Raw genomic sequence first — 26,779 nt, forward strand, 5'->3', positions numbered from 1 at the left:
GGAGGAAACGGCATTCCGCCAAGGCGTCAACGGCGATTACCTTCTTTGGGTGGAGGACGGAAGGTTTTGCATGTATGACCGCGGTTGCATCGATAACGAAGAAGAGGAGCGAACGAAATGACAGAGATGGAAGACCGATTCGAAGAGGATGGAACCGAGCAAGAGGCGCAGGACGATTCCGGTTTTGCCCGGGTTTATATGGTGGAGCTGCTGTATAAGACGAAACCGGAGCTGTCCCGCGAGGCGCTGTACGCGAAGATGGAGGCTTATACGGGGCACGTTGACGTTCCGAATGATGATGCCGAGAACGAAGAGGACGAGGCTGAAGCTGAAGACGATCCGGCGGACGTTCCTGGTCTTGCCGTCTGGGAAGCGGAAGCTTCGGACCCAAACAACGACACGCTGATGTTTTTCCATCTGAACTATAAAGTCGCTTATGAGGAAGGCGAATTTCCGGCGCAAACGTGCGTATTCCGGGCCAACGGGGAGACGAAGCCGGAAAAATACGAAACGGCCATGCAGCAAGCCTGGCATTGGCCGGAAGCCCGCGGGACGGTGGAAGCCTGCCGGCATTCCGTGCTGCTTACCGATTTCTGCGCCGCAGGCCTTCCTTATAAAGAACGGCTGGAGCTGTTCCAGAATGCGCTGCGGGCTCTGCTGGAGGTGGCCCCGTGCGACGCTCTCTACTGGAGCGCGAGCGACAAACTCGTAGAACCGGAGCAGTATCTGGGCGCTGTGGCGGAAGGGCAAACGCTGTATGGAGCGATGAACGTCAGATTTTATAACGTTCAGGGCAGGGGGACGGAGCGCCGGGAATTTTTGATGGATACCACCGGACTCGCCGCACTGGGACTGCCGGACCTGCAGTGTCATTTTTACGATATGGAGCCGGGAGAAGTCGCCTCTGTCCTGGGTGATCTCGGCTATTACTTGTATAACCGGGGAGACGTCATTCAGGACGGCGAGACGGTTGGCTGGACGGAGCAGCAGCGCTGGCGCTGCGAGCATCAGTATGCATTGGCCGAGCCGCGCCGTTACGTGCTGGACTTGGATCCGGGCGAGCCTTACTATGCTGGCAGACAGCATCACGACGGAAACCGATAAGGCGGGAGGCGGAACTATCGTATGGATAGCATGCTGGAAGATCTCATCAACGAAATGAAGCAAGCCATTGAGCAATGGTTCGACTTCATTGGCGATAAGGATGCGCAGCACATCGTGAAGCGTACCCCGCTGCAGGTCGGGATTTATGACTACGGCCTGCTGGAGTACGCCAAGGGCAGGGTCAGCGTGACGGACACGGAGCTGGATTTCTTGTCGCCCAAAGTCAAAACCCCACTGGGCGAGCCTGCCGAGCTATTGTCCGAGGAACAGGTCCGGGAGAAGATCGTCCCCCGCTTGGCTGCATTCATGCAGCAGCAATTGGACAACCTTCCGTCCCCGGCCATCATCGATTATAAATTTACGTTCTGGGGAAAGTTTCGCGTGCGTGAAGGCGAAGTGAGGCTCCCGATTCTCCGGCATATCGATGAGGCGAAGAAGGAGCGGCTGCTGGAAGCCGTCGCGTCCTATATTGAAACGAAGCTCGATGGCGGCAAGTATCCTACCAAGCCGCTAGAGACGTTTTTTCTCTCCAGACACCTGCTCGACGAGCAATTATTTCCCGATCCGGATGCAGGACGGATCATCTCCGTGTTCGAGAACATTTTGGAGCTGAATAAAGGGAAGAAGGAGCGGCTTGCAGAGCATCGGTCGAACATCGTGAACGCGCTGCGGAATTGGGTGGAGGAAACGTTTCTTCCCCGTTATTTCGAGATTCGCAAGGATGATTGGCGTCAAGCAGAGTATACGAGAAAAAGCGATGTCCAGCTTGAAGAGACGGAGCAAGGACCGATTGAGCTGTTGTTATATACGGCGGTGTCCATTATTAAATATGAGCCTTCTTACAGCAGAAGTACAGGTCTTGCCTTCCTGGATCGGGCGGTCGAGCTGGGAAGCGCCCGGGCAGCGCGTTTCATGAAGGAAGGCAGCGGAACGTTGGCCAAGGAAGATGTGTATTTCCGCGACGAGCTTGTGGAATGCGCCGCCAATGACGTATTTGCAACGGTAACGATTACGATGAAGCAGGAAACCGAGGAAAGCTACGCGCGTGCGCTCCGGTTTATTTGCCGCTTGCTGCGGCAAGGCTTCCCCAAAAGCTATCAGATTAAGCTGAAATCCGGCGTGAAGCAATTTTTGCCCGTCAAAGGATTAGCGAAGTCGGGCACGCACCGTTTCTTCGCCAACGCCACGGCATACCCGAATTTGTACCCGCTGCTGGAGGAATATGCCCGCGAAGCGATGGAAGAGTTCGAATGGTATGTGGATACGGAAGGCGAGAAGAGCTGCATGCCGGGGAGCTATGCCGTCTTCGGTCTCGGATTGGCGGACCGGAGCTATTTTGCGCTGGTCGAGGAGTATATGAAGCAGGTCGATGACGAGCACCAGTCCGTGCAAAATGACTTCACGGCCGCCTTCGTCGAACAGCATGGCGTGAACGCGGAGACCATTCCCACGCTGGTAACGTGCATGCTGCACGGCACCGACTCGATCAAGCTGAAGATCAAGCCGGCGATGGAGGAGGATGCCAATGCAAGACTGCTGCTCGACAAGGTTAGCGGCCTTCGGCCATATGAAGTGGAGCGTATCGTCTATATGATTTGGGGCGGCGTGGACAAGCTTAAGACGGCTGCCGCCAAAGCCAAAGGGGAGAAGGCGGAGCTGCTGTCCGGGCTTGCGCAGGCGGCAACCGGCCCACTTTCCGGGAGAAGAAAATAGCCAAGCCGTGGGGCATTCCAACAAAACTGTGACCCGCAAGATGGATACTTTGAAAAAAGTGCCCCTCCTGCGGGTCGTTTTGTGTTTTGACGAGCGGCGAGGAGAAGGAAAACCGAAACGGGCTATATTTTTTTTGCATCGTTTCTATGCACAATATATATTTCACGATTGGAAGGACACTATGTAAAAATAAAGGAAACCGCAATAGCAGCGGCACACTTGTCGGAGGGATACAATATGAAAGAAACCGGAAACGGTCAAGTCAAGAACCGGCACCAAGCACTGGGTCTATCGGATCGGCAGGTTCTTGAAATGTATCAGAATATGGTTTTGGCGCGAAAAGTAGATGAACGGATGTGGCTTCTAAATCGTGCGGGAAAGATCCCTTTTCTCGTTTCTTGCCAAGGTCATGAAGCGGCACAGGTAGGAGCGGCTTATGCGTTGGATCGAACGAAGGATTTTCTTTGTCCGTATTATCGGGACATGGGAATGGTCATTGTTTTCGGGATGACGGCAAAGGAATTGATGCTTTCCGCTTTTGCCAAGGCGGGAGATCCCAACAGTGGCGGACGCCAAATGCCAGGGCATTATGGGAGTAAAAGACTGAACATTCTTTCGGGGTCCAGCGTCGTAACGAGCCAAGTGCCGCATGCTGTTGGAATCGCTTTATCTGGAAGAATAGAGGGAGAAAACCTTGTCGTATTAACGGCCTTTGGGGAAGGGGCCAGCAATCAAGGGGAGTTTCACGAAGCGGCGAACTTTGCGGGGGTGCACAAGCTTCCTGTCATTTTCTTCTGCGAGAATAACAAGTATGCCATTTCCGTCCCCTACTCCAAGCAGGCGGCTTGCGAAAGCATCGCGGATCGGGCAAAAGGCTATGGGTTTCCCGGCATCAGCGTGGATGGCAATGATCCCCTGGAAGTATATAGGGTCACGAAAGAGGCGGCCGATCGGGCAAAAAGAGGAGAAGGGCCGACGCTGATCGAGGTGGTCGTCTATCGGTTGGTTCCGCATTCCAGCGACGACGATGATCGAACCTACCGTTCCCGTGAAGAAGTGGAAGAAGCCAGGAAGAAGGATCCGCTGGTATCCTTTAGCCGTTATCTTCAAAATCTGGGAATATTAGATGAGCCTAAGGAGAAGGAAATCCATGACCGGATGCTCATGGAAGTCGATGAGGCCACGGAATATGCGGAGAATGCTCCGGACTCGGCTCCGGAAGATGCCCTTAAGCACGTTTATGCAGAATAGGGGGAGTGAGAAATGGCCGTCATTTCTTATGTTGATGCCGTGACCCAAGCTCTTCGGGAGGAAATGCAGCGAGATCAAAGGGTATTCGTATTAGGAGAAGACGTCGGGGTACGCGGGGGCGTGTTTCGGGTTACCCAGGGATTCTATGAGGAGTTTGGAGAACAACGGGTCATCGATACGCCGCTATCGGAAGCGGCCATTGTAGGGGTATCGGTCGGGGCAGCCGCTTATGGCTTGAGGCCTGTAGCCGAAATTCAGTTTGCCGAGTATATCATGCCTGCCGTAAACCAAGTTGTGAATGAAGCGGCCAAAATGAGATACCGCTCGAACGGAGACTGGAGCTGTCCCTTGGTCATTCGTGCTCCTTATGGAGGAGGAGTTCACGGCGCCCTCTATCATTCGCAAAGCGTCGAAGCCATGTTTTGCAGCATTCCCGGTTTAAAAGTGGTCACGCCTTCCACCCCTTACGATGCCAAAGGACTGCTAAAAGCAGCCATCCGCGATGAAGATCCCGTTCTTTTCTTTGAACATAAGCGATGTTACCGGTCGATCAAAGGAGAAGTGCCGGATTCGGATTACATCGTTCCTATCGGGAAGTCGGATATTAAGCGGCAAGGAGAAGACCTCACGGTTATTTCTTACGGACTTGCCCTGCATTTTGCGTTGGAAGCGGCAGAAAAGCTTTCCCGGGAAGGGTACAGCGCTCACATTCTGGATTTGCGCACCCTCTATCCGCTCGATAAGGAATCGATTGTAGAGGCGGCCCGTAAAACCGGCAAAGTATTAATTGTTCATGAAGACAACAAAGAGGGAGGCGTTGGGGCGGAAGTTGCAGCTGTGCTCGCCGGGGAATGCCTTTTTGAATTGGATGCCCCGATCCAACGCCTGTGCGGTCCGGACGTCCCCGCTATGCCATATAGTAAGCCAATGGAGAAATTTTTCATGCTCAATCCGGATAAAGTATATCTGGCCATGAAAGACTTGGCCGAATTTTGATCCGATCGGGAGGAGAGTATGGCCGAGAACATCGTCATGCCCCAGTTAGGGGAAAGTGTAACGGAAGGAACCATCTCCAAGTGGCTCGTCAACATTGGGGATAAAATCAAAAAATACGATCCTGTATGCGAAGTGATTACAGATAAAGTGAATGCGGAGGTTCCTTCTACGTTCAGCGGCACGATATCCGAAATTGTCGTTCAAGAAGGCGAAACGGTACCGGTAGGAGCTTTGATTTGCCGTATTGCGGTGGAAGATCAAGCGATCAAGCCGGTTGAATCCAAGACGGCAGCCGCCGCCCAAGATCAGGGAGCCGCTGAGGTGACAGCGCAAGCGGCCCTGAGCCCACGCTATTCGCCGGCCGTGCTTAAACTGGCGCAAGAAAACAACCTGGATCTTTCCCGTATGGAAGGATCGGGCGCTGCCGGACGCATCACCAGAAAAGACATCTTGGACATTTTGCAAGGAAAGAGGCAAGCCGCAGCCGCCCCCGTTCCAAAAGCAGAACCACCGTCTAAGCCGTCCCAACCGGCAGAATCGGCCCGCGAAATGCCGCAGCCGTCCGTTTCGGTTGAGGCGTTGTCTGCCATCCGTTCTCCGTTAAATCCAGCCGACGAGACGATCCCGGTTACCGCCATCCGCAAAACGATTGCCGAACGAATGGTAAAAAGCAAGCAGGAGATTCCCCACGCCTGGCTTATGGTTGAATGCGATGTTACCAATCTGGTACGTTATCGGGACCGGATCAAAGAGGAATTTAAGCAAAAAGAAGGAGTCCATTTAACTTATTTGCCATTCTTTATCAAGTCGGTTGTAGAAGCCCTGAAGGAATTCCCCAGCTTGAATGCGCAGTGGGCAGGCGATCACATCATCGTCAAAAAAGCGGTTCATATGTCGATGGCCGTCGCCACCGATCAAGCGCTATTCGTGCCCGTCATTAAAAACGCCGACCAAAAAAGCATTTTCGGTCTTGCCAAAGCCATAGACGAATTGGTCAAGAAGGCAAGGGAGGGCAGGTTAGCGCTGGAGGATATCACCGGCGGAACGTTTACCGTCAATAACACAGGCTCTTTCGGCTCCGTTCTTTCAGCTCCCATCATCAATCCTCCGCAAGTGGCCATTTTAAGTGTCGAAGCCATCGTAAAACGTCCGGTCGTCATCGATAACATGATTGCCGTCCGCGACAGGATGAACATCTGTCTTTCCTTGGATCACCGGGTGTTGGACGGTCTTGTATGCGGCCGCTTCTTGAACAGCGTCAAGCAAAAGATTGAAGGTTACGGCACGGACACCGGGCTTTATTAACGATTCAGAATGTTTAAGTTGGGGGCGATGAACGATGCATTTTGATTTAACCGGGGAACAAGCGTTGATCAAGAAGATGATGCGCGATTTTGCGGAAGGCGAGGTGGCTCCGGGCGCAGATGAACGGGATCGCACAAAGCAATTTCCGGTTGATGTTTTCGACAAATTAACGAAGCTGGGAGTCATGGGTCTGCCTTTTCCCGAACAATATGGCGGCGGGGGAGCGGATACCATAAGCTTTGCTATCGCGGTAGAAGAATTAAGCCGGGTATGCGCCTCCACAGGGATCACGTATTCCGCCCATATTTCGTTAGGCGGGGCGCCCATCTATTTATTCGGAACGGATGAGCAAAAGGAAAAATACTTAACCCCTCTTTGTAAAGGCGAATACTTGGGCGCGTTTGGGCTGACGGAACCGAATGCAGGCTCCGATGCAGGCGGAACCCAAACGACAGCGAAACTGCAAGGGGATCAGTGGATCATTTCCGGTTCCAAATGCTTTATTACCAATGCAAGCTTTGCCAAAAATCTGGCGCTCACGGCCGTAACGGATCGCTCCAAAGGGACGAATGGAATCAGTGCGTTTATCGTGCCTACCGATGCGCCAGGATTTACAGTCATCAGCAATTATGAAAAGATGGGTCTTCACGCCTCGAATACAACGGAGCTGGTGTTGGACAATGTAACCATTCCCAAAGAAAATCTCCTGGGGAAAGAAGGAAACGGGTACAAGCAATTTTTAGCTACGCTTGACGGAGGGAGAATCGGAATCGGGGCCATGGCGGTCGGGATCGCCCAAGGGGCTTACGAAAAATCGCTCCAATATGCCAAAGTAAGAAAACAGTTTGGCCGCAGCTTATCTGCCTTTCAAGCCATCCAATTTAAACTGGCCGACATGGCCATGAATATTGAAGTAGCACGCAACATGGTTTATAAAGCGGCATGGCTTAAGGATCAAGGAAGAGGATTTAAGAAGGAAGCGGCGATGGCCAAATTATTCGCTTCGGAAATGTGTATGAAGGTTTGCGATCAAGCCGTTCAGATCCATGGCGGGTATGGTTATATGAAGGAATACCAAGTGGAGCGGTTCTTCCGGGACGCCAAGCTTTTAGAGATCGGGGAAGGCACTTCGGAAATCCAACGAATGGTGATCGCACGCCAGATCGGCTGTTAAAGGGGGTGGGTTCTATGTTCAAGAAGATTCTAATCGCTAACCGCGGGGAAATTGCGGCCCGGGTGATCCGTACCTGCAAATCGCTGGGTATTGCCACCGTCTGCATCTACTCGGAAGCGGATAACAATGCCCCTCATGTCAAGATGGCGGATGAGGCCCACGGGGTGGGAGGTCCCAAAGTATCGGAAAGCTACTTAAATATCGACAAAATTTTGGAAATCGCCCGTCTGTCCAAAGCGGACGCGATTCACCCCGGATACGGCCTTCTCTCGGAAAATGCCGAATTTGCCCGCCGCTGCGAGGAAGCCGGTATCGTATTCATCGGTCCGTCGGCGGATGTCATCTCCCGCATGGGCAGTAAAATTGAAGCCCGGAATATCATGGAAAAGGCAGGCGTGCCTGTCGTTCCCGGCATCTCCTATCCGTTAGCGGATGCGGAAGAAGCGGCGCGGGAAGCCGGACGTATCGGCTATCCGGTCATGCTCAAGGCTTCGGCCGGCGGTGGCGGGATCGGCATGCAGATCGTTCATAGCGAAGCGGAAATTCAAAAAGCGTTTGAAGGGAACCGGAAACGCGCCTCCGATTTCTTCGGAGATGGGGCCATGTATATCGAGAAGGTTGTGGAAAATCCCTGGCACATCGAAATTCAGATTTTGGCCGATTCCCATGGGAATATCGTTTACTTATGGGAACGGGAATGTTCCATTCAGCGCCGCCATCAAAAAGTGGTGGAAGAAGCCCCTTCTATTTTTTTGGATGAACTCACACGCGTCAAAATGGGCGAAGCGGCGGTAAGGGCGGCTAAATCGATCGGATACCGGAATGCAGGAACCATCGAGTTTTTGGTTGACGGGAACAAAAATTTCTATTTCCTTGAAATGAATACTCGCCTACAGGTCGAGCATACGATTACAGAAGAGATTACCGGCTTGGACTTGGTTGCGGAGCAGCTCCGAATTGCGGCCGGACATCCCTTGAATTTTGGCCAGTCCGATGTGAAACGCGACGGTCATGCGATTGAAGTGCGGATTTATGCGGAAGATCCGAAGACGTTCTTCCCGTCTCCGGGAACGATTACGAAGTTTGCCATACCCGAAGGACCGGGAATCCGTCATGAGCTGGCTGTACATGAGGGCTCCGTGGTCACGCCTTTCTATGATCCGATGATTGCCAAGCTCGTGGTACGAGGGAAGGATCGCGACGAGGCGATTGACCGGCTTCAAGAGGCGCTAGCCCATTATCAAGTTCAAGGAATCAAAACAAACATCCCGATGCTGCAAGACGTCATCGCGCATCCCGCATTCCGTTCCGGCGATACGACAACGGGTTTCGTCGATAAGTATTTACGATCGTAAAACAGGAGGTTATTCAGGTGAGCAAAATCGTAGCGGTTATGGCGGGCAATGTGTATAAAATTCTTGTCAAGCCCGGGGATCAAGTCGAAGCGGGACAAGATGTGGCCGTGTTGGAATCGATGAAAATGGAGATCGTGATTACGGTTGGTTCCGGCGGGACGGTGAAAGAAGTAAAAGTGAGCGAAGGCGACTTTGTGAATGAAGGAGATCTATTGATCGAGCTGGATTAAACGTATGCTGGGGGTCGGGAAGATGAACTGGCCGGCGAGTGTGACGATTAAAGAGGTTGGTCCTAGGGATGGGTTACAGAATGAGAAGGTGTTTGTTTCCACAGAGGATAAAATAGCATGGATCAACGAATTGTCCGGCACCGGAATGAAGTCCATCGAAATCACCTCGTTTGTGAATCCAAAGTGGATCCCGGCGCTGGCAGATGCCGCTGAAGTTGCGAAAGGAATTGAACGGGTGCCCGGCATCGTTTATTCGGCTCTCGTTCCGAATCGTCAAGGGCTGGAGCGTGCGTTGGAAGCCGATGTGGATGAAGCGGCCGTTTTTATGTCTGCCAGCGAAACCCATAATCAAAGGAACATAAACAAGTCCGTTAGCGATACTTTTCCTATCTTAAGAGAAGTGGCGCAAGAAGCTCTTTCCGCAGGAAAGTCGGTCCGCGGTTATGTGTCAACCGTCTTCGGTTGTCCCTATGAAGGTGCTGTTTCCATCGACGGAGTGATCCGGGTATCGGAAACGTTGTTCGACATGGGGATTGGCGAGTTATCTCTCGGGGATACGATTGGCATTGCCAATCCTAAGCAGGTGCAAGGTGTATTGGAACTTCTTTTAAAGCGTTTTGATGCCAAAAAACTGGCCCTGCACTTTCACGATACGCGCGGGACGGCTCTGGCTAATATTCTGGTGTCCATGGACATGGGGATCACGACGTTTGATGCCTCCGTCGGCGGTTTAGGCGGATGCCCGTATGCGCCCGGGGCCTCGGGCAATGTGGCTTCGGAAGATTTGCTTTACATGCTGGATGCGATGGGGATTCAAACGGGTGTAAATCGGGAAAAGCTGCTCTCCGCGGCCCGTTTTATTCAGGAAAAGATAGGAAGAGCTTTACCAAGCCGTAATCTTCAGATCGGCAGCTCGAACGGATAGACAGGCATGGATTCGGTTCATCAGGGAAGGAGGGGGATCATGGAAAAAGCTGTCTTGGCCACCAACCTGGGAAATGGAATTATGCTCCTAACTTTAAACCGGCCGGAAGCCGCCAATGCGCTATCGATCAAGATGCTGGAAGAATTGCGTGATGTGGCTGCGGCATGTAAATTCGACCGGTCTGTTCGCTGCATCATGGTCACAGGGGCTGGAGAGAAGGTTTTTTGCGCAGGTGCCGATTTAAAAGAGCGCGCAGGCATGGACATGAATCAGGTGCGCAGGACGGTTGGTTTGATTCGCCAGAGCCTCAATGAGTTAGAAGCCTTGCCCCAGCCGGTCATTGCCGCCGTGAACGGAGCCGCTTTTGGCGGGGGAACGGAATTGGCGTTGGCCTGTGACATTCGGATCGCCTCCGAAACGGCAGCATTTGCGCTTACGGAAACGTCGCTTGGGATTATTCCCGGCGCAGGCGGAACGCAGCGGTTGCCGAGGCTGATCGGGAAGGGGCGCGCCAAGGAGCTTATTTTCACCGCAAGAAAAATCGGTGCCAAAGAGGCTAGGGACATGGGGATGGTCGAGTATGTGACACCGCCTGAAGCCCTTCTCGATAAGGCGCTGGAAATCGCGGGCCGAATTGTTCGAAATGCTCCTGTCGCCGTGGCGCAGGCCAAGTTCGCCATCGATAAGGGATTTGATGTGGATCTAAGCACCGGGCTTGCCATTGAGCAAAATGCCTATGAAGTCACGATTCCGACAAAGGACCGCTTGGAAGGACTGCAGGCGTTCAAAGAGAAGCGTCCCCCCATATTTAAGGGCGAGTAACAAGCATTATGGAGATAAGGAGGAACAGGGGATGTCCATGGAAATCAATCCGGAGGAACTGCAGGAACGGATGTCGCGGATCCTCAAAGGGGGAGCGCGGGCTTATCATCAAAAGAATGCGGAGCAAGGAAAACGATTTGTTCGCGACCGTTTGAAGCTATTGTTTGATCCGGGCTTCGAGCTGGAGGATGCGTTATTTGCCAACTGCCTGGCAGAAGACCTTCCGGCGGATGGCGTGGTGACGGCGATGGGAAAGATTAACGGGAGAACCGTTTGTGCGATGGCCAACGATTCCACCGTCAAAGCCGGTTCTTGGGGATCGCGTACGGTAGAGAAGATTATTCGAATCCAAGAGACGGCTGACAAAATGAGAGTACCGCTGATTTACCTCGTGGATTCGGCAGGCGCCCGCATTACGGACCAGGTCGAGATGTTCCCCGGACGGCGCGGGGCGGGCCGTATTTTTTACAATCAGGTCAAATTGTCGGGTAAAATTCCCCAAATTTGCCTCCTCTTTGGTCCTTCGGCTGCAGGCGGGGCCTACATTCCGGCATTCTGCGATATCGTGATTATGGTGGATGGCAATGCATCCATGTATCTCGGTTCCCCGCGGATGGCGGAGATGGTTATCGGAGAAAAGGTTACGTTAGAAGAAATGGGTGGAGCACGCATGCATTGCTCGGTATCCGGATGCGGTGATGTGCTGGCCAAAAACGAAGAAGAAGCCATTGCGATGGCACGGCGGTATCTCTCCTATTTTCCCGCCAATTTTTCCGAAAAACCGCCGGTCGTGGAAGCGGCGGCACCACCATACTTTGAGAAATCATTGGAAGAGCTCATCCCGTCCAATCAGAATGCCCCGTTTAATATGTATGACCTGATTGACCGGATTATTGACGAGGGATCATTCTTCGAGATGAAGAAGCTGTTTGCCGGCGAGCTGATTACGGGGTTGGCCCGAATGAACGGAAAACCGGTTGGGATCGTTGCCAACCAACCGCGGGTGAAAGGAGGCGTGCTGTTTCACGATTCGGCGGATAAGGCGGCCCGGTTTATTACCCTGTGCGACGCGTTTCATATCCCGCTTCTGTTTCTCGCCGACGTCCCCGGTTTTATGATCGGCACCAAGGTGGAGCGGGCAGGAATTATCCGCCATGGCGCGAAAATGATTTCGGCCATGTCCGAAGCGAGCGTGCCTAAAATCTCGGTGATCGTCCGTAAAGCATACGGAGCAGGCCTCTATGCGATGGCCGGTCCTGCGTTTGAACCGGATTGCTGTCTCGCCTTGCCTACGGCGCAAATTGCGGTGATGGGACCGGAAGCTGCGGTCAACGCCGTCTATGCCAACAAAATTGCTCAACTGCCTGAAAACGAGCGGGCCTCTTTTATCGAACAAAAGCGGGGGGAGTATAAGCAGGATATTGATATTTACCGGCTCGCCTCCGAAATGATTATCGACGGGATTATTCCGGCCAATTCGTTACGTGACGAGTTAGTGAACCGATTCGAGGCTTATTCCTCTAAGGCTATCGTCTTCACCGAACGGAAGCACCCGGTATATCCGGTTTAATTCGCCGGTATTTCCGAACAGCACCATGCGTTTAGCGACGCGCCGGTGCTGTTTTTTGCGTGGACGGCATATCATAATCTTGAGCCGGAGGATGTATGGTTTGGATACCGCTTTGCCTATAGAGGAAGGAGGCAGATCCGGATCGGATGGATATTAGACAGCTTCAATATTTTGCAGAGGTGGCCAAGCATAAAAATTTTACAAAAGCTTCGCAGGTTCTGTTTGTTTCCCAGCCATCGATCAGCAAGATGATCAAAAGCCTGGAAGACGAATTGGGGGTTATTTTGCTTGACCGTTCCGAGAGGGAGGTTGTACTTACGGATACGGGAAAGCTGGTTAACGAGAAGGCTTTGACCATTTTGCAATTGCTGGAGGAATTATCTTCTTCGGTTCATGAGCTGGTTCAAGGGCAAAGAGGAAACGTGAAAATGGGAATCATGCCTACAATCAGCGCATTACTTTTCCCAAAAATCATTGCCGGATTCAAGAAGAGATATCCCGGGATTGAGATTCAAATGATAGAATACAGCGCGAAACAGGTAGAGACGCAGATGGAGCAAGGAAATATCGATTTTGGAGTCACGGTGCTGCCGGTGAACACCCGGCTGTATGAAACGGTTTCCTTGTTATCTGAAGAGCTGGTAGTCATTGTAAGCCGTCATCACTGGCTTGCCGGAAGAACATCCGTCAGTTTAGCTGAATTAAAGAATGAGCCGTTTATTTTGTTCACCAAGGAATTCGCCCTTCATGACGTCGTTTGGCAAGCATGCTTGCAGGCCGGATTCGAACCCGAGGTAGCTCATATGACCTCCCTGTGGGATTTCTGCTGCGAGATGGTGGCGTCTCAGCTAGGAATTTCATTGATCCCCAGATCGATGGCGAACCGTTTGCATCATCTGGCCGTTCATACCGTTTCAATTTCCCATCCGCAGATGGCATGGGAGCTGGCGCTTATTTATCCCCGGAATAAATACCTTTCTTATGCATCCCGGGAGTTTATTGCCTATATCCAGGCCAATCCGCCGAATCAACCGGGTTTATGAACAGCGGCTGCGGGCGGGGAGCACTTGTGAATATTAGTGTGTTTGCATTAAGATTGCTCGATGTGGTTAAATCAAATTACGTACCTATGTACAATATTACTTCATTCATTTTCTGGACAGTCCGATCATGGTAACCGTAGAAGAAGAATACGAGAATCGGAACAAATTCATCGACGAATTAAGGCCGGGACACGCGACCTAGACAAAGCGAGGATACTATGGAAAGAACGTTAACGGACAGAATCACTAACAAAACATGGTCGATTCGACAAAGCGGTAATCAAGTTTACATAGCGAGCAACGGCGGTAAAGCGAAAGAAAAAGGGTTTGACGAGCCCGAGCAAGCGGCGAAGTATGTGCAAAAGGAAACGTGGAGCAGACTGAAAAAAGGCTTTGTGCTGCATAACCCGCAAGCAGGGGCCGGGCAGCCGGTCCTGCATCGCTATATCGGAGGCGGCTACACCGGGTTTATGCCGCTGGCCGCGACCCAGGATACAAATACCTTCTTCTGCAGCTATGTGATAGGTCAGTTTGAAAAAGCCGAGATTTATCTCATGGACGATCAAGGGGAGAAACAAACAACCTGCGAGCTTCCGGGAAAGCAGCTCATCTTCGATATGCGGTGCTGTGCCGCACAGAAGATACTGCTGTTGAATGCTGATCATCAGATTGCAGGGCTATCTCTCGACAATGGCGAGATTGAGCGATATACGCCCATGATGCCGACGAGCACGCTTTCGGTATCGGGCTCGTCGGCGCTATGGTACGATAAGTCCAGCCTTGTGGTCTACGATCTCGGAACGAATACCGTCCGTTATACGAGACAAGTGGAATGCGAGAAGTATGGAGGACATAGTCTGCAGCTTTGCGCCGTATTGTCGCATGACGGCCGCTTGATGGCCTACTGTACACGAACCGACGAAATCGTAATCGTCGATATGACGACCATGCAGGAACGCACGATCGCAAAAGACAAAAATGCGATGACGTCGAGCATGGCTTTTTCACCGGACGACCGATGGTTGTTCACGCAGGAGCAGTACGGCTCATGGTCGCTCAAGTGCTACGACCTGAACACCATGACCGGATGCAGGGACTGGATCACCCCGGAGATTAAAAGCTTTGCGATCCATGAACGCAGAGGACTGCTCGCCGTGTACAATTACGGCAAAATTCAACTGTTCGACCTCCACACCATGAAACCGACGATTGCGTTTGAGGTCGAGCATGTTGTGAAAAACTGCACCCTTACTTTTACAAAGGATTATCTTGCCGTCTATACGGATTACGGCTGTGTGAGCCTCTACGCGCTTGCATAACGAAAAAACAAGCCGGAGCGCAATTCGTTTGTGCTCCTGGCTTGTTTTTCATTTGTTTTATAGCTGATCCGCATTGGAAGACGGCTTGCCAAAAGGATCGAGATTTTCGTCCCCGATGAGATCGACATAATCCTTGGCGCCTTCGGGAACAGTCAATAAATCTGCTGCTTCCGCAGTGGTCTCAAGATTTTCAATGCCTGCTTGCGTTTCTCTATCCATATTTACCTCCTGTATTTATTCAATCGAGAATCCATCCAATTTTTCACGATCTCCGATTTCCTGCGTATCATCCGTTCTGAATCCATCGCGTTCATGTGACGTAAGGTCCTCATAGACCGTTTCCGGATTTCCGTCCGTTTCTTTTTCCAGCTTATCCTGGGGCATGGCTTCATCTCCTTTACACTGGATATCATTTACAGCGAGCGGCATTTTTATTCTAAATAAAAAAGACCGCCAATCACGGCGGTTCAATTCTCCCGGGTCCGGTAGACAACCAGGATCGTGCTTCTTTGATATTCCCCTTTGTCGGGTTTGCTTTTGATAATGGACCCGTAGCTTATGCTTACAATTTGATCTTCCGCCAATGTGGCCAGAAATTCATTGCAGCTTTTCTCGGCAAGCCGATTGTCGGAATCAAGGAATTCTTTAACTTGAATCATGCTTTTCACCTTTCTTGGCTTATGATTTTGATCCGTCATACATTAAATGTAAAAAACCGCTTTCATGCAGTAAGGCATCCCGCCCGATAGAGAGTGGAATGCCTTACCAATTGACCATAACATATAACAATGATGGAGTCAAACCTGCTAGATTCTAACCTTGAATACTATCAAATTGTGGAAATGACATTTTGAATTGGTTATGATGAAGAAGGGGAAGTTCCGTGAAACAAGTTCATTTTCAGGAGAGTGGAGATTTCATGGCATGGACATTGGATAGTGCCGTCGAACGTCATAAAGAAGCGCCATATACTTTCTATATTCCGAGCGATGAAGTCTTGGACCGGCTGCAGGCGGGCGACTTGGTCAAGCTAATCTTTATGGCGGAAGAAACGCTGGATAACGGCTGCGAAGCCGAAAGAATGTGGGTGAAAATCGTTGAGCGGAATGCGTCCGATTTCCGTGGGGAATTAGTCAATCATCCGGTTTATTTGGATTCTCTGCAATATGGAGATATGATCCGCTTTAACGCCGTACATATTTGCAGTACGCAATTGGAAGATCCGCATGCGAAAGAGATGGATGATTATTACAATTACAAGGTCATCGTGAGTAAGGATGTTCTGGAGAGAGAACAATTTAATTTTATGATGAAAGACGAGCCTAATAACGAACACGATACGGGATGGACCTTTTTCAGCGGGTACGAGGATGACGACTATAATGCGGACAGCACAAATTTTCAAGTCGTTTCCTTGGGGGTCGTATTAAATATGGACGATTCGATCATCCCTTATTTGGATGCCGAGCCTCCGAGCGCTTACGAAAGAGACGTTGAATCCGGCAAGTTCGTATTCGTCGAAGATTATGATTGGGACGCGTACTATAGTGAATCGTGAAGCTGAGAAATTGATGAATAAAGCTTGCCAAAGGGGGCCATAGATGATGGTGGAATGTCCGAACTGCACTAAGCCTACAGCGTTTCAAAGGCACTGCTCCCATTGCGGAACCATTCTCAAGCATACGGTCGAAGAGAAATTCGAGCTGCTTGGCGAGGCTGTCGAGAAGGCGCTTAAGAAAGAGCGGCAAAAGCGAAAAAAGAAGAAGCGGGTCAAAATGCTGATTGCCGGAGTGATCATTTTGCTGGCGGTTTATGTCGGAATAAAAAGCGTCGGCGCGTAAAAACATGAGGAGGGGGGCAAGCGATGAAAAAAGATGATTTTGGAAACCGGATGAAGGAGTACGAAAATGCGTTCCGGCACAGCTTGCCGCGCCGTCTTCCGATTATTGTAAGAATCGACGGCTGTCATTTTCATTCTTTTACCCGTGGCATGAAGAAGCCGTTTGATGAGACATTAACCCATGCCTTGTGGGAGACGTGCAAGTACCTTGCGCAGAATATTATGGGATGCAAAATTGTTTATCATCAAAGCGACGAGATTTCCTTATTGCTCACCAATTATGATAAATTAACGACCCAGTCATGGTTCGAAAATAATATTCAAAAGATCGTTTCCGTATCCGCCTCCATGGCCACGGCAAAGTTTAACGAAGAGATGCGAAAGATCGCTCCGGATAAGCCTTTGGCGACGTTCGATAGCAGGGTATGGGTGCTTCCGCACGATGAAGTCGCCAATTATTTTGTATGGAGGCAGCAAGACGCCACGAAAAACAGTATATCGATGGTGGCGCAGGCCAATTTTCCTCATCAAGAATTGCAGGGACTCGATGGAAAGCAGCTTCAAGATAAGCTCTTCCTGGAAAGAGGGATCAATTGGAACGATCTGCCTGTGTGGCAGAAGCGCGGAGTATGTATCACCAAGCAGCCGTACTATAAAGGCGAAGCTTTAAGAAGCAAATGGGATGTGGATGACGAGACGCCTATCTTCACGCAGAATAGGGAATACTTGAATCAGTATGTTTATTTGGATAAGGGGGAGTAGGCTTGGAGTGCGTCCTCTTCATTGGAATTCAGGCTTCCGGCAAATCGACCTTCTATAAAGAACAATTTTTCAATTCGCACATCAGAATAAACTTGGACATGCTCAAGACCCGGCACAGAGAAGACATCTATATAGCCGCTTCCATCCAAGCGAAGCAGCCTTTCGTCGTCGATAATACGAATCCCGGCGCCGAGGATCGAAAAAAGTACATTGAGGCTGCGAAGCGGGGGAGGTTCAAGGTTATTGGTTATTATTTTGAGCCGGATTTTGCGGAATCCGTGAAGCGCAATGAACTCAGGGCGGGGGCCGCAAAGATTCCGGAGATCGGCATAAAAAGCGTGCTTAAGAAATTGACCCCGCCCGGCGCAGATGAAGGATTCGACGAATTGTACAAAGTGACTTCGCAGAACGGCAAGTTTATCGTAACCGAGCTATAACCAAAGCGATCCTCAATTTACCGTAATTTTTCTTAGCGCCGTTAAGGTCCGCAGTCCGGAGAGCAGATGTCTTTTTTCGGACTCGTTCATCATAAATTTAACGCCGTAATGAGAGAGCGCGTTCGTGGATTGCAGCTGCCAGCGAATCGAACCGTTGAGCTTCAAAAGCTCTTCTTGCAATTGCACGTGCAAAATAATCTGCAGCTGGTTGTTGGCCGCGTTTAAATTCAAGGGTGTCACGATTTTGCAGCCGGAGTTGCTGATATCCATCAAGGTTGCTTTGACCGGAGTGCTTGACGTCGAAGTGCCGTTAACTTTTGTGACTTCGAAATAGCAAACTAACGGGGTATTTAAACTATATCTGAAAGTATCGCTCCGCTTGTTTTGATACATGACGCACCGCCTTCAATGGTATTGGATTGTGAACCACATGGGTGTAGTTTATACATATATCGGTAATTATGATGATTTATTTAATCTTTTAGTAATAACTACAGGAACCCCTTGATTGGAGTCCCGATCGTGACAGTTTTACAAATCTACAAAAATAGATATAATGATGCGTATGGATCCTTCATTGATATATAAAGCGTTGTCGAACGAGACCCGTCGTCAAATTATGGTGTGGTTAAAAGATCCCGAGCAACATTTCGATAAAAGTCCTTATATCGAACACGGTATCGATTTCCGCATCGGCGTGTGTGTATCGGATATCCAAGCCAAAGCGGAGCTTGCCCAATCGGTCGTCTCCAACTATTTGTTAACGATGCAAAAAGCCGGCTTGCTGGAAGCGGAGCGGTATGGGAAGTGGACGTTCTATCGTCGGAACGAAAAGACCATACAGCAATTTGCCGAGTATATTCGGACCGAACTTTAAAAAGAAAGGAGAGACTCTCTTTTTTTTGTCTTTATACATATTCATATCTAGATATATGTATTTGGGGATTACATAGGAAATGGAGATTGTTGTGATAAACAAGATCGATCCTTTGCTTATCCTCGTTCTGGCATTGGGCGTATTCGGAATTATAACGACGGAAATGGGAATTGTCGGGGTTCTGCCCCAGGTTACGCAGAAGTTCAACATCCCCGCCTCGCAGGGCGGATGGCTGGTCAGCATAGTTGCTTTAGTTTGGTCAGCCCGAAAGCTGCGGTCAGGAAGCCGGGGGCGGCGCGCCATAGCCGGGTGGCGCTAATAGGCGCATGATGCTATAGCAAGTTTTTTCTTTCTTTCAGGTGTGCTAAACTTAGTAACACAAGGATGGAGTCTTCCGGGACCTGACCATCGCTCACATGGAGAATAGCGCAGGGGATTCATCCTATTTTACAACGCAATATGCGCAGCACTGTTCCAACTCGAAAGAAAGGAGCTTTGACCGATGCAAATATCCGATTTTTTGTTCCCAAAGGAAAAAGTGGCCTACATTATCTCGTCTGCTACGATGCAGGAGGCCTTGGAAAAGCTGGAACAAAGCCAATACACGGCGATTCCCGTTATTGACGGGGAGGGGAAATACATTGGCACCCTCTCGGAAGGGGATCTATTCTGGAAGATGAAGAATACCCCCGGATTAAGCTTTCAAAACTTGGACATCATCAAAGTTCATGAAATTAAACGCCGTATTCATAACGAGTGCGTTTCGATCAATGCGCACCTGGAGGATATGCTTCATCTGGCTGCCGATCAGAACTTCGTTCCCGTCGTAGACGACAATCAGGTCTTCATCGGTATCATTCGTCGCAAAGATATCATCGAGTACTACACGAATAATATTACGGACTAACAGCCGGGGCTTGTTGAGATTGCCGAACTGCCTGCGCAGGGAAGAGTCCCCTCTAAGCGGACATTCTTGAAAAAGAGTGAGCTTGGAGGGGATTTTTGTCTTTTTAAAATATTGTAAATGATAGATTAAAAGTAAATATAATATAAATTTGTAAAATATTATTGTATACATGGTAATATTATGATATTTTGAGTTTAGTATAAGGTGCACATTATACTAAACTATTATGAAGGAGTGACTTTATGAAAAAGCTTCTGATTTCCGCTATGGTTACACTCACCTTGATGACCCCCACAAATATTTTTGCAGCTCCCGCCGATTCTGTCGCTTCCATTGCAGCGGCTGAAAATAGCGGCTCCGCTTGGGTTGCGAGATTTCCCGGCTCCAAAAGTGTCGATGACCTCAACGACCCGTTTAAAAGCAATGTCAAAAGATTCATAGCCGCACTTCACGAGGCGGGCATCTCAACGAGCATCGAATCTACTTATAGACCGGTAGAACGGGCTTATTTGATGCATTGGTCGTGGAAGATTGTGAATAAGAAGGTAAGCCCGAAGGATGTGCCTGCCAAGGCCGGCGTTAATATCAAATGGGTGCATGACAATGATGATGCAAATTACAGCAAATCGATCGCCGGAGCAAGAGCCATGGTCAACGGCTACGGGATTTCCAACCTAAACGTCGCCCCGGCGCTGAACTCCAACCATACCGCAAGAAACGCGATCGATCTGGCCACGTCTTGGTCGAAGGCCAGCGTTGTAATCACGGATGCGAACGGCAAAAAAGTAACGATCAATTCGGGAGCCAAAAATAGCACGAATCCAACGCTGATTTCGGTAGCCAAAACGTATGGCTTGGTACATTACACTCCGGTTAACGATGATAAAAACCATTTTTCGCCTAACGGGCGCTAATTCCCACGAGAGAGTCGGATTTTATTCGACTCTTTTTTAATTAAAGCTGCGAAGGCTCCATAAAAAACTTGACATATCGATAATTTGCGATATTATAATGTGTATGGAGCCGATTGAAGTTTTTAAAGCACTGTCCAATGAGTCGAGACTGCAAATTTTGCATTGGTTGAAGGATCCCGAAAAACATTTTACGCCCCACGAAGGGATTGATATGAGAAAAATCGGGGTATGTGTTAGTCAAGTCACAGATAAGTTGAAGATGACACAGTCAACAGCTTCTCAATATTTATCGATACTCCAGCGAGCAGGTCTGATTAAGACGGAACGGATCGGTAAATATACGTACTACAAAAGAAACGAGGAAACGATACGCGAAATCGGTGCATTTTTTAATAACGAAATCTAACGACAACAAACTGGATGCTCTCCTGAGGATTCGGTTTGTTTTAAGCCTACATATCGAAATATTATAATATGTAGATTTTTTAGCAGAACACATCGATAATTTATAATATATAGATGTGAATAATAAAAGGAGTGGTAGTTTGATGGCAAGCACTTGGAAAGTTTATTTTTTGGCAATTGTCAGTTTTTTGGTAGGGACATCCGAGTATGTCATTTCGGGTATTTTAGATAAGATCTCGGATACAATGGGCATTTCTATTACTTCGGCTGGGCAGCTCGTTACCATTTTCTCCTTTGTCTATGCCATTTGCACCCCCATCTTGATGGCGTTGACGGCAAAAATAGAGAGGCAGAAGCTGCTTGTTGGTGCGCTGGGAATCTTCGTGTTGGCCAATGTTTTGTCTTTTGTGCTGCCGGGATTCGGACTTTTTATCCTTGCGCGCGTGATGATGGCTTTAGGCGCAGGGATGGTTGTTGTAACCGCTCTGGATATAGCAGCGAAAATCGCGCCTGAAGGGAAACAGGCCAGCTCCATTGCAACCGTGGTTATGGGTTTTACGACGTCATTAATTATCGGTGTTCCTCTCGGACGAATGATCGCTGCGGCCTACGGCTGGAAATCGGTGTTTGGTTTCATTGCCGTCATAGGGCTTCTGGCCATCTTTGTTCTATATCGAGCGATCCCGCGGGTGCAAGGGGATGCCCCCGTACCTTTATCCAAACAGCTTGCTCTTCTGAAAAGCAGAAAAGTGGCTCTTGGCCTCTCGATCACTTTCTTTTGGCTCGGCGGCTACTCTATCGTGTTTACCTACATTTCTCCTTATCTTCTCAAGGTTGCGGGCTTGAATGAAGGAGTGCTCAGCGGAGTGCTGTTGGCGTTCGGCGTGGCCAGCTTAATCGGTTCCAAATTCGGCGGCTACAGTACGGATAGATGGGGAGTTTCTTTCACGTTAATCGGGGGAATGCTCCTGCACATCGCGGCCTTCCTGTTACTCTCTGTTACAGTCGCTCTAACGAGTTCTTGGGCGGTCGTTGTTCTCGTCCTTGTCTTATGGTCGTTTTCAGCCTGGTCGTCCGGTCCTACGCAGCAATATAATTTGATCCGAATTCATCCGAATTATTCGGGAGTCCTGCTCGGACTCAACCAGTCTACGATGCAATTAGCGATGGCAGCGGGAGCGGGAATCGGCGGCCTCGCCGTGGATCACGTATCCTTGTCATCCATTCCGTGGTTCGGGACGCTCGGCGTGGCGATTGCCGTCTCGGCTTCGTTCTTATTATTTTCTTGGTTAAGGGAAGAGGCGGGAAAAGCGGGTCATTCGCAAGAACATGCTTTGTCAGACTGATTCGGATGCTTCTCCAATCGTTCAATCGGAAATCCGGCGGTAACGTCAAAATTACTTTGTAAACCCATGTCAGGCAGATATGGGTTTTTCTTTTGTTTCAGCCTCTCGTAAATGAAGGATACCCGTCACGGCAATGCGAATATTAAGGGATAGAGGCGAACCGAATGGATAAAGAAACGATCTCGAAAGACAAACAAATATAGTGCCTTGTAGGAAAGATCGGAACTTTGACGAACAAAGAGTGGTTTTTCTTGCCAGATTACAATAGAGGAGTTAGAGTATATCAAGAGATGAAAAAATGACGCCGAGGCAGAAAGTCCGGAGTTCATACTGTTTGACTTATATCATTCATTCACAGATCAGCATCATATGGTTTTATTTGGAGTACGCTGCGTTGAGCCTGGTAACATAAAAAAATTCATGTTGGATTTACATAATCGGAGTGAGCCAACCAGCAATTTTATAATAAGTGAAGGAAGCGATTTAAGCAGAATGGCCGATGGTTCAAATTATCCCAAAATAATAAAATATGGCGAACAGCGTTATAGCCAACGCCTCGAACTGTATGTAGGCAAAGGACTTATGCATAATGAAAAATAAAGTAATTTCCATAGCGACTATTGTATTTATTCTATTCGTTTTATATTTTAATCAAGGTTGGATTCTAACAAACCTTTCAACGCCGGCAGAAAAAGAAGAGGTTATTCTTAATTTTCCATCGGATCGTTTCCCCGAGACGGCCGCACACATCAAAGCGGCGATTGAGCATGGGAAATCCTCTATTTGTACAATCGATCGAAAAGGCGCGGAAGCCAATCGGAAGGAATCTCTAAAAGGAGTGCCCACAAAGCCTAATCTGGATCGGGACGAGTTTCCCATGGCTATGTGCGCAGAAGGCGGCAAAGGAGCCGATATCATGTATATAAGCCCTTCCGACAACCGAGGAGCCGGATCTTGGGTGAGCAATCAATTGGAAAAGTATCCCGATGGGACGCAAGTGAAGATTGTTGTGAAATGAAGTACGGCCAATGGCTTAAGCCCATTGGCACCGGAATAAAGCTGCTATTCATTTATTTTACTAATCGCGATGGTGTTCGTTAACTTATGAATGGAGTAACCATTCAACATAAATTGTACGATACTATCGTTAAATTTTACTTCGGAGCCTTCTTCAAATGTAAATTTATAGGCTTCCAAAGGATTGTCGGTATGTTTAAGGTTACGCATGAGCTCGAATATGGCATGAACCGGGTCGACATATAAATAGCCGCGATCAGGATGATACAATAAATAATTCACGCTTTGCTCAATAATCTTATGCATCTTTACGCACTCGCTCCAATCAATAAGCAATTTATTTTTTGCGGTAAGAATGAAAGCACAAAGAGTATATCACAATTTTTGGAATTGGTCATTAGACATTTTGATGATTATTACATTAGGACGCAATAAATTCATCATTGAACGAAAAAAATACGGATTTTTTTTGACATTGTAACAAACAAAGCGAAATATGTTAACCCACAAACCCCGGTTCCGCTGATCTATCTGGTAGAATGAAAAATGTTCATTTTTTGTTTAGTTCCTCCTTGTATATTAACTTAGGTCTTGAATATACAGGAGAGGAGGAAAAAAATGTATCCGTCATGGAAGAAATATGCGGCCGAATTCATCGGTACTTTGGTACTCGTGCTGATCGGCTGCGGAAGTGCGGCTACGGCTGGAAGCGAGCTGGGTTATCTCGGAATCGCGTTCGCGTTCGGTCTGTCCATCGTTGCGATGGCTTATGTGATCGGTCCGATATCCGGATGCCATATTAACCCTGCAGTTTCGTTGGCAATGCTCATACGCCGGAAGATGCCCGGAAAGGAATTCGTAGGTTATGTGATTGCCCAAACAGCCGGAGCCGTTATGGGTTCGGCGCTGCTATCCGCTATTATCCAATCGTCGGGCAAGCCCGTGACCAGCTTGGGGCAGAACGGATTCGGCGAAGGCTATGGGATTGGTATCACCGGTACAATGGCGTTCATCGTGGAAATCGTATTGACGTTCATCTTCATTTACACCATTCTGGGTGTCACATCCGATTCAGCCAACAGTCATGTTGCAGGTTTGGTGATCGGCTTGTCGTTAGTGCTGGTTCACATTCTGGGCATCGGCCTTACCGGCACTTCCGTTAATCCGGCCAGAAGCTTCGGACCGGCAGTAATATTGGGCGGGGAAGCCTTGGCGGAACTGTGGGTCTTTATTGTGGCTCCTCTCATCGGAGCGGTGCTGGCCGCCATTGCGTATCGGCGGTTGAATGCCAATCATGAGGCATAATTCGTTTTGCGCAAGCGTTATATCTAAATAACCATTGCTTTACCCCCTCCGATACAAGGAGGGGGTATTTGCGTACTCCCTGTGCCATTGACATTATTGTGTATATTGTATATTCTGTGTATGTAAGAGATACACAGTTGTGATTTGTGGAGGCCATATGAAAATAATTATTTCCAATACGTCCGACCCGCCGATCTATCAGCAAATCAAAGATCAAATCAAGGATGCGATTATTCGCGGCGAATTAAAAGAAGGAGAAATGCTGCCTTCGATCCGTGCATTGGCCAATGATCTGCGCGTCAGTGTCCTTACGACTCGAAGAGTATATGACGAGCTTGAATCGGAAGGATTTATTACAACCAAAGCAGGCAAAGGGTCATTTGTCGCCAAGGAAAACTTCGAACTGCTATTGGAATCGAAACGGCATATGGTTGAAGTTAAGCTCACGGAAGCGTGGAAAACGGCCCGTTCGTTAGGCATCAGCAAAAGCGAATTGGTCGCCATGATGGATTTGTTGTTTGAGGAGGGGGAAGAATGAAGCCAATTTTAGAGGTAGCAGGACTAAAGAAAGATTTGGGTAATTTCAGGCTGGACGATGTCGGTTTTTCGTTGATCGAAGGCTGTATTACGGGATTCATCGGGGTGAACGGAGCCGGAAAAACGACGACCATTAAACTGATTCTCGGATTAATGTTGAAGGATGCGGGAGAGATAACCTTTTTCGGAAAAGATATTGAAAGGCATGAACGGGAATTCAAAAACCGTATTGGAATTGTTTTGGATGAAGGTTATTTCTATGACGAGCTAACCTTGCTGGAGATGAAAAATGTTATTGCTCCGGCCTATTCCAATTGGGATAACGCTTTGTTTAACCGGAATATGGAACGATTCGGATTGCAGCTGAATCAAAAAATAGGGACGCTTTCCAAAGGCATGCGTATGAAGTATGCCATCGCGTTGGCGATTTCCCATCAGGCGGACTTATTAATTATGGATGAGCCGACGAGCGGTCTCGATCCGCAGGTGAGATCGGAGCTGATGGACATCCTGCTTGATTATGTGAAGGACGGAAAGAGTGTCTTTTTGTCGTCCCACATCACCTCCGACTTGGATAAAGTTGCGGATGCGCTCATTTTAATTGACAACGGGCGAATCGTATTCAACGAAGAGAAGGACATCTTATTGGACAGGCATGGATTCGTCAAAGGAGATAATAACGAACTGAATGAGGTTACGAGAAAAATGTTTATTACCTTGCACGAAACCGAGTATGGATTTTCCGGTGTGACGAATGATAAAGCGGCCGTTCGTCAGCATATGACCAAAGCGATCATTGAAAGGCCGACCGTTGAAGATATTATGTTAAGCTACATCAGGAGGTGACCCCGATGCTTTTTCATCTTGTGAAAAAGGATTTCCTGCTCGCGAAAAAATATTGGATCTTCATGCTGCTTGCGGCAACGGTGCTTCCGGTTTTCATGCATACGAAGCTCAACTTCATTGCAGGGGAGTTTCTGCCTTTTTTTCTAAGTACGCTGTACATTAGTTTCTTGCTGTTCAGTACAGTTTCCATGACGGACTATAAATACAAAGGGTCCACGTTTCTTTGTGCGACTCCGTTTACACGAAAGACGATCGTGATATCCAGATATTGTTTTATCATTGCGATATTTATCGGTTGCTGCTGCTTATATACTCTTGTGGCTCTGATCAGTCCGTTGAAAGTCGGGCTGCTCGATCTATCCGATGTAGGCCGAACGTTCTTCTTGATCAGTATCATTTTTGGAGTCATGATCCCGGTTCAATATCGTTTTGGGTACGAAAAATCAAGATATATTTTCTTTTTTCTGATCTTCCTGGCGCCTTTCGTATTGCCGAACCTCATGAAGGTCTTACAGCATAACGGAGCCGTGTTCCCGGTCTCGCTGCCTGTTTCACCATTCGTGCTGGACGCGCTCCTTATTTTATTGGCCTTTGTTATCGGGGGGATATCGATGGTCCTATCGATTCGGATTTTTTCCAACAAAAATCTGTGATACTGGAGCATAGCCATGAACTTCAACCGGAAAAAATCTATTACTGTTTATTAGGAACTATTCTTGCCGTGAGCGCCTTGAGCCAAGTGATGCATAAAAGTTACCTTGCTATATTTCCGCTCCTGG

31 protein-coding genes and 1 pseudogene are annotated in these 26,779 nt (G+C 48.9%); 28 read left to right on the forward strand and 4 right to left on the reverse strand.

The window, feature by feature from the left end; genetic code table 11:
• Positions 1–117 precede the first annotated feature (117 nt).
• From PEH01S_RS25090 to PEH01S_RS25150, 13 genes are all read left to right on the forward strand, one after another.
• Positions 118–1,104: a DUF4261 domain-containing protein gene (locus tag PEH01S_RS25090; RefSeq protein WP_127488720.1), complete on the forward strand. Its 987-nt coding sequence runs from the start codon at positions 118–120 to the stop codon at positions 1,102–1,104.
• A gap of 21 nt (positions 1,105–1,125) precedes the next feature.
• Positions 1,126–2,817, forward strand: coding sequence for a DUF6138 family protein (locus PEH01S_RS25095; protein WP_127488722.1), 1,692 nt, complete (start codon positions 1,126–1,128; stop codon positions 2,815–2,817).
• Between the two features lie 237 nt (positions 2,818–3,054).
• A complete protein-coding gene (locus PEH01S_RS25100) occupies positions 3,055–4,068 on the forward strand; it encodes a thiamine pyrophosphate-dependent dehydrogenase E1 component subunit alpha (RefSeq protein WP_025844222.1) in 1,014 nt (337 codons plus the stop codon).
• Positions 4,069–4,080: 12 nt separating this feature from the next.
• Positions 4,081–5,064: an alpha-ketoacid dehydrogenase subunit beta gene (locus PEH01S_RS25105; protein ID WP_127488725.1), complete on the forward strand. Its 984-nt coding sequence runs from the start codon at positions 4,081–4,083 to the stop codon at positions 5,062–5,064.
• A gap of 18 nt (positions 5,065–5,082) precedes the next feature.
• A complete protein-coding gene (locus tag PEH01S_RS25110; RefSeq protein WP_127488727.1) occupies positions 5,083–6,369 on the forward strand; it encodes a dihydrolipoamide acetyltransferase family protein in 1,287 nt (428 codons plus the stop codon).
• A gap of 34 nt (positions 6,370–6,403) precedes the next feature.
• A complete protein-coding gene (locus PEH01S_RS25115; RefSeq protein WP_127488729.1) occupies positions 6,404–7,543 on the forward strand; it encodes an acyl-CoA dehydrogenase in 1,140 nt (379 codons plus the stop codon).
• 14 nt (positions 7,544–7,557) lie between these two features.
• Positions 7,558–8,898, forward strand: a complete 1,341-nt coding sequence (locus PEH01S_RS25120; RefSeq protein ID WP_127488731.1) for an acetyl-CoA carboxylase biotin carboxylase subunit — start codon at positions 7,558–7,560, stop codon at positions 8,896–8,898.
• A 17-nt stretch (positions 8,899–8,915) separates the two neighbouring features.
• The gene (locus tag PEH01S_RS25125; protein WP_127488733.1) at positions 8,916–9,128 is read left to right on the forward strand and encodes an acetyl-CoA carboxylase biotin carboxyl carrier protein subunit; all 213 of its coding nucleotides are present in this window, start codon (positions 8,916–8,918) and stop codon (positions 9,126–9,128) included.
• 22 nt (positions 9,129–9,150) lie between these two features.
• A complete protein-coding gene (locus tag PEH01S_RS25130) occupies positions 9,151–10,053 on the forward strand; it encodes a hydroxymethylglutaryl-CoA lyase (protein WP_127488735.1) in 903 nt (300 codons plus the stop codon).
• A 39-nt stretch (positions 10,054–10,092) separates the two neighbouring features.
• Positions 10,093–10,875: an enoyl-CoA hydratase gene (locus PEH01S_RS25135; protein WP_127488737.1), complete on the forward strand. Its 783-nt coding sequence runs from the start codon at positions 10,093–10,095 to the stop codon at positions 10,873–10,875.
• A 31-nt stretch (positions 10,876–10,906) separates the two neighbouring features.
• Positions 10,907–12,445: an acyl-CoA carboxylase subunit beta gene (locus PEH01S_RS25140; protein WP_127488739.1), complete on the forward strand. Its 1,539-nt coding sequence runs from the start codon at positions 10,907–10,909 to the stop codon at positions 12,443–12,445.
• A gap of 146 nt (positions 12,446–12,591) precedes the next feature.
• Entirely contained in the window at positions 12,592–13,488 is an 897-nt protein-coding gene (locus tag PEH01S_RS25145; RefSeq protein ID WP_025844232.1) for a LysR family transcriptional regulator, read from the forward strand.
• 218 nt (positions 13,489–13,706) lie between these two features.
• Entirely contained in the window at positions 13,707–14,807 is a 1,101-nt protein-coding gene (locus PEH01S_RS25150) for a WD40 repeat domain-containing protein (protein WP_127488764.1), read from the forward strand.
• A gap of 57 nt (positions 14,808–14,864) precedes the next feature.
• On the opposite strand, the gene PEH01S_RS34770 is transcribed toward PEH01S_RS25150, so the two are convergent.
• From PEH01S_RS34770 to PEH01S_RS25155, 3 genes are all read right to left on the reverse strand, one after another.
• The gene (locus PEH01S_RS34770; RefSeq protein ID WP_164828040.1) at positions 14,865–15,026 is read right to left on the reverse strand and encodes a hypothetical protein; all 162 of its coding nucleotides are present in this window, start codon (positions 15,024–15,026) and stop codon (positions 14,865–14,867) included.
• Positions 15,027–15,041: 15 nt separating this feature from the next.
• Complete coding sequence (locus PEH01S_RS34775) at positions 15,042–15,191, reverse strand: hypothetical protein (protein WP_164828041.1); 150 nt, start codon at positions 15,189–15,191, stop codon at positions 15,042–15,044.
• Positions 15,192–15,274: 83 nt separating this feature from the next.
• Entirely contained in the window at positions 15,275–15,466 is a 192-nt protein-coding gene (locus PEH01S_RS25155; RefSeq protein WP_025844236.1) for a sporulation protein Cse60, read from the reverse strand.
• 260 nt (positions 15,467–15,726) lie between these two features.
• On the opposite strand from PEH01S_RS25155, the gene PEH01S_RS25160 reads away from it, so the two are divergent.
• The 4 genes from PEH01S_RS25160 to PEH01S_RS25175 are packed head-to-tail and all read left to right on the forward strand — an operon-like array spanning position 15,727 to position 17,846.
• On the forward strand, positions 15,727–16,365 hold the full coding sequence (locus PEH01S_RS25160) for an immunity protein Imm33 domain-containing protein (RefSeq protein WP_127488767.1): 639 nt from the start codon (positions 15,727–15,729) through the stop codon (positions 16,363–16,365).
• A 43-nt stretch (positions 16,366–16,408) separates the two neighbouring features.
• Positions 16,409–16,648 (forward strand): hypothetical protein, encoded by a 240-nt coding sequence (locus PEH01S_RS25165; protein WP_127488769.1) that lies wholly within the window; start codon positions 16,409–16,411, stop codon positions 16,646–16,648.
• A 23-nt stretch (positions 16,649–16,671) separates the two neighbouring features.
• Positions 16,672–17,409, forward strand: a complete 738-nt coding sequence (locus PEH01S_RS25170; protein WP_127488771.1) for a tRNA(His) guanylyltransferase Thg1 family protein — start codon at positions 16,672–16,674, stop codon at positions 17,407–17,409.
• Between the two features lie 2 nt (positions 17,410–17,411).
• Entirely contained in the window at positions 17,412–17,846 is a 435-nt protein-coding gene (locus tag PEH01S_RS25175; protein WP_025844241.1) for an AAA family ATPase, read from the forward strand.
• Positions 17,847–17,858: 12 nt separating this feature from the next.
• Here the strand turns inward: PEH01S_RS25175 and PEH01S_RS25180 are convergent, their stop codons facing one another.
• On the reverse strand, positions 17,859–18,239 hold the full coding sequence (locus PEH01S_RS25180; protein WP_025844242.1) for a PilZ domain-containing protein: 381 nt from the start codon (positions 18,237–18,239) through the stop codon (positions 17,859–17,861).
• Positions 18,240–18,411: 172 nt separating this feature from the next.
• Here PEH01S_RS25180 and PEH01S_RS25185 point away from each other — a divergent pair, with 172 nt between their 5' ends.
• The 11 genes and pseudogenes from PEH01S_RS25185 to PEH01S_RS25235 all read left to right on the forward strand — a co-directional run bounded on the left by PEH01S_RS25185 (position 18,412) and on the right by PEH01S_RS25235 (position 26,653).
• Positions 18,412–18,723 (forward strand): ArsR/SmtB family transcription factor, encoded by a 312-nt coding sequence (locus PEH01S_RS25185; protein ID WP_025844243.1) that lies wholly within the window; start codon positions 18,412–18,414, stop codon positions 18,721–18,723.
• 94 nt (positions 18,724–18,817) lie between these two features.
• Positions 18,818–18,979, forward strand: a pseudogene (locus PEH01S_RS25190) (MFS transporter); the annotation flags it as partial.
• 246 nt (positions 18,980–19,225) lie between these two features.
• Positions 19,226–19,630, forward strand: a complete 405-nt coding sequence (locus PEH01S_RS25195) for a CBS domain-containing protein (RefSeq protein ID WP_025844245.1) — start codon at positions 19,226–19,228, stop codon at positions 19,628–19,630.
• A gap of 242 nt (positions 19,631–19,872) precedes the next feature.
• Positions 19,873–20,544 carry a hypothetical protein gene (locus tag PEH01S_RS25200; protein WP_025844247.1) on the forward strand — a complete coding sequence of 224 codons (672 nt, stop codon included), beginning with the start codon at positions 19,873–19,875 and terminating at the stop codon, positions 20,542–20,544.
• 103 nt (positions 20,545–20,647) lie between these two features.
• A complete protein-coding gene (locus PEH01S_RS25205) occupies positions 20,648–20,950 on the forward strand; it encodes an ArsR/SmtB family transcription factor (protein WP_025844248.1) in 303 nt (100 codons plus the stop codon).
• Positions 20,951–21,092: 142 nt separating this feature from the next.
• A complete protein-coding gene (locus PEH01S_RS25210) occupies positions 21,093–22,295 on the forward strand; it encodes an MFS transporter (RefSeq protein WP_025844249.1) in 1,203 nt (400 codons plus the stop codon).
• A 589-nt stretch (positions 22,296–22,884) separates the two neighbouring features.
• On the forward strand, positions 22,885–23,313 hold the full coding sequence (locus PEH01S_RS25215) for a NucA/NucB deoxyribonuclease domain-containing protein (RefSeq protein ID WP_127488773.1): 429 nt from the start codon (positions 22,885–22,887) through the stop codon (positions 23,311–23,313).
• Positions 23,314–23,930: 617 nt separating this feature from the next.
• Positions 23,931–24,617, forward strand: a complete 687-nt coding sequence (locus tag PEH01S_RS25220) for an MIP family channel protein (protein ID WP_025844254.1) — start codon at positions 23,931–23,933, stop codon at positions 24,615–24,617.
• 157 nt (positions 24,618–24,774) lie between these two features.
• Positions 24,775–25,155 (forward strand): GntR family transcriptional regulator, encoded by a 381-nt coding sequence (locus PEH01S_RS25225; protein WP_025844256.1) that lies wholly within the window; start codon positions 24,775–24,777, stop codon positions 25,153–25,155.
• Positions 25,152–26,000 carry an ABC transporter ATP-binding protein gene (locus tag PEH01S_RS25230; RefSeq protein WP_025844257.1) on the forward strand — a complete coding sequence of 283 codons (849 nt, stop codon included), beginning with the start codon at positions 25,152–25,154 and terminating at the stop codon, positions 25,998–26,000. The genes PEH01S_RS25225 and PEH01S_RS25230 overlap by 4 nt, the downstream gene beginning before the upstream one ends.
• A gap of 5 nt (positions 26,001–26,005) precedes the next feature.
• Positions 26,006–26,653 carry an ABC-2 transporter permease gene (locus PEH01S_RS25235; protein WP_025844258.1) on the forward strand — a complete coding sequence of 216 codons (648 nt, stop codon included), beginning with the start codon at positions 26,006–26,008 and terminating at the stop codon, positions 26,651–26,653.
• The last annotated feature ends 126 nt before the right edge of the window (positions 26,654–26,779 follow it).

The organism is Paenibacillus ehimensis NBRC 15659, from assembly GCF_004000785.1.
Taxonomy (GTDB): domain Bacteria; phylum Bacillota; class Bacilli; order Paenibacillales; family NBRC-103111; genus Paenibacillus_G; species Paenibacillus_G ehimensis.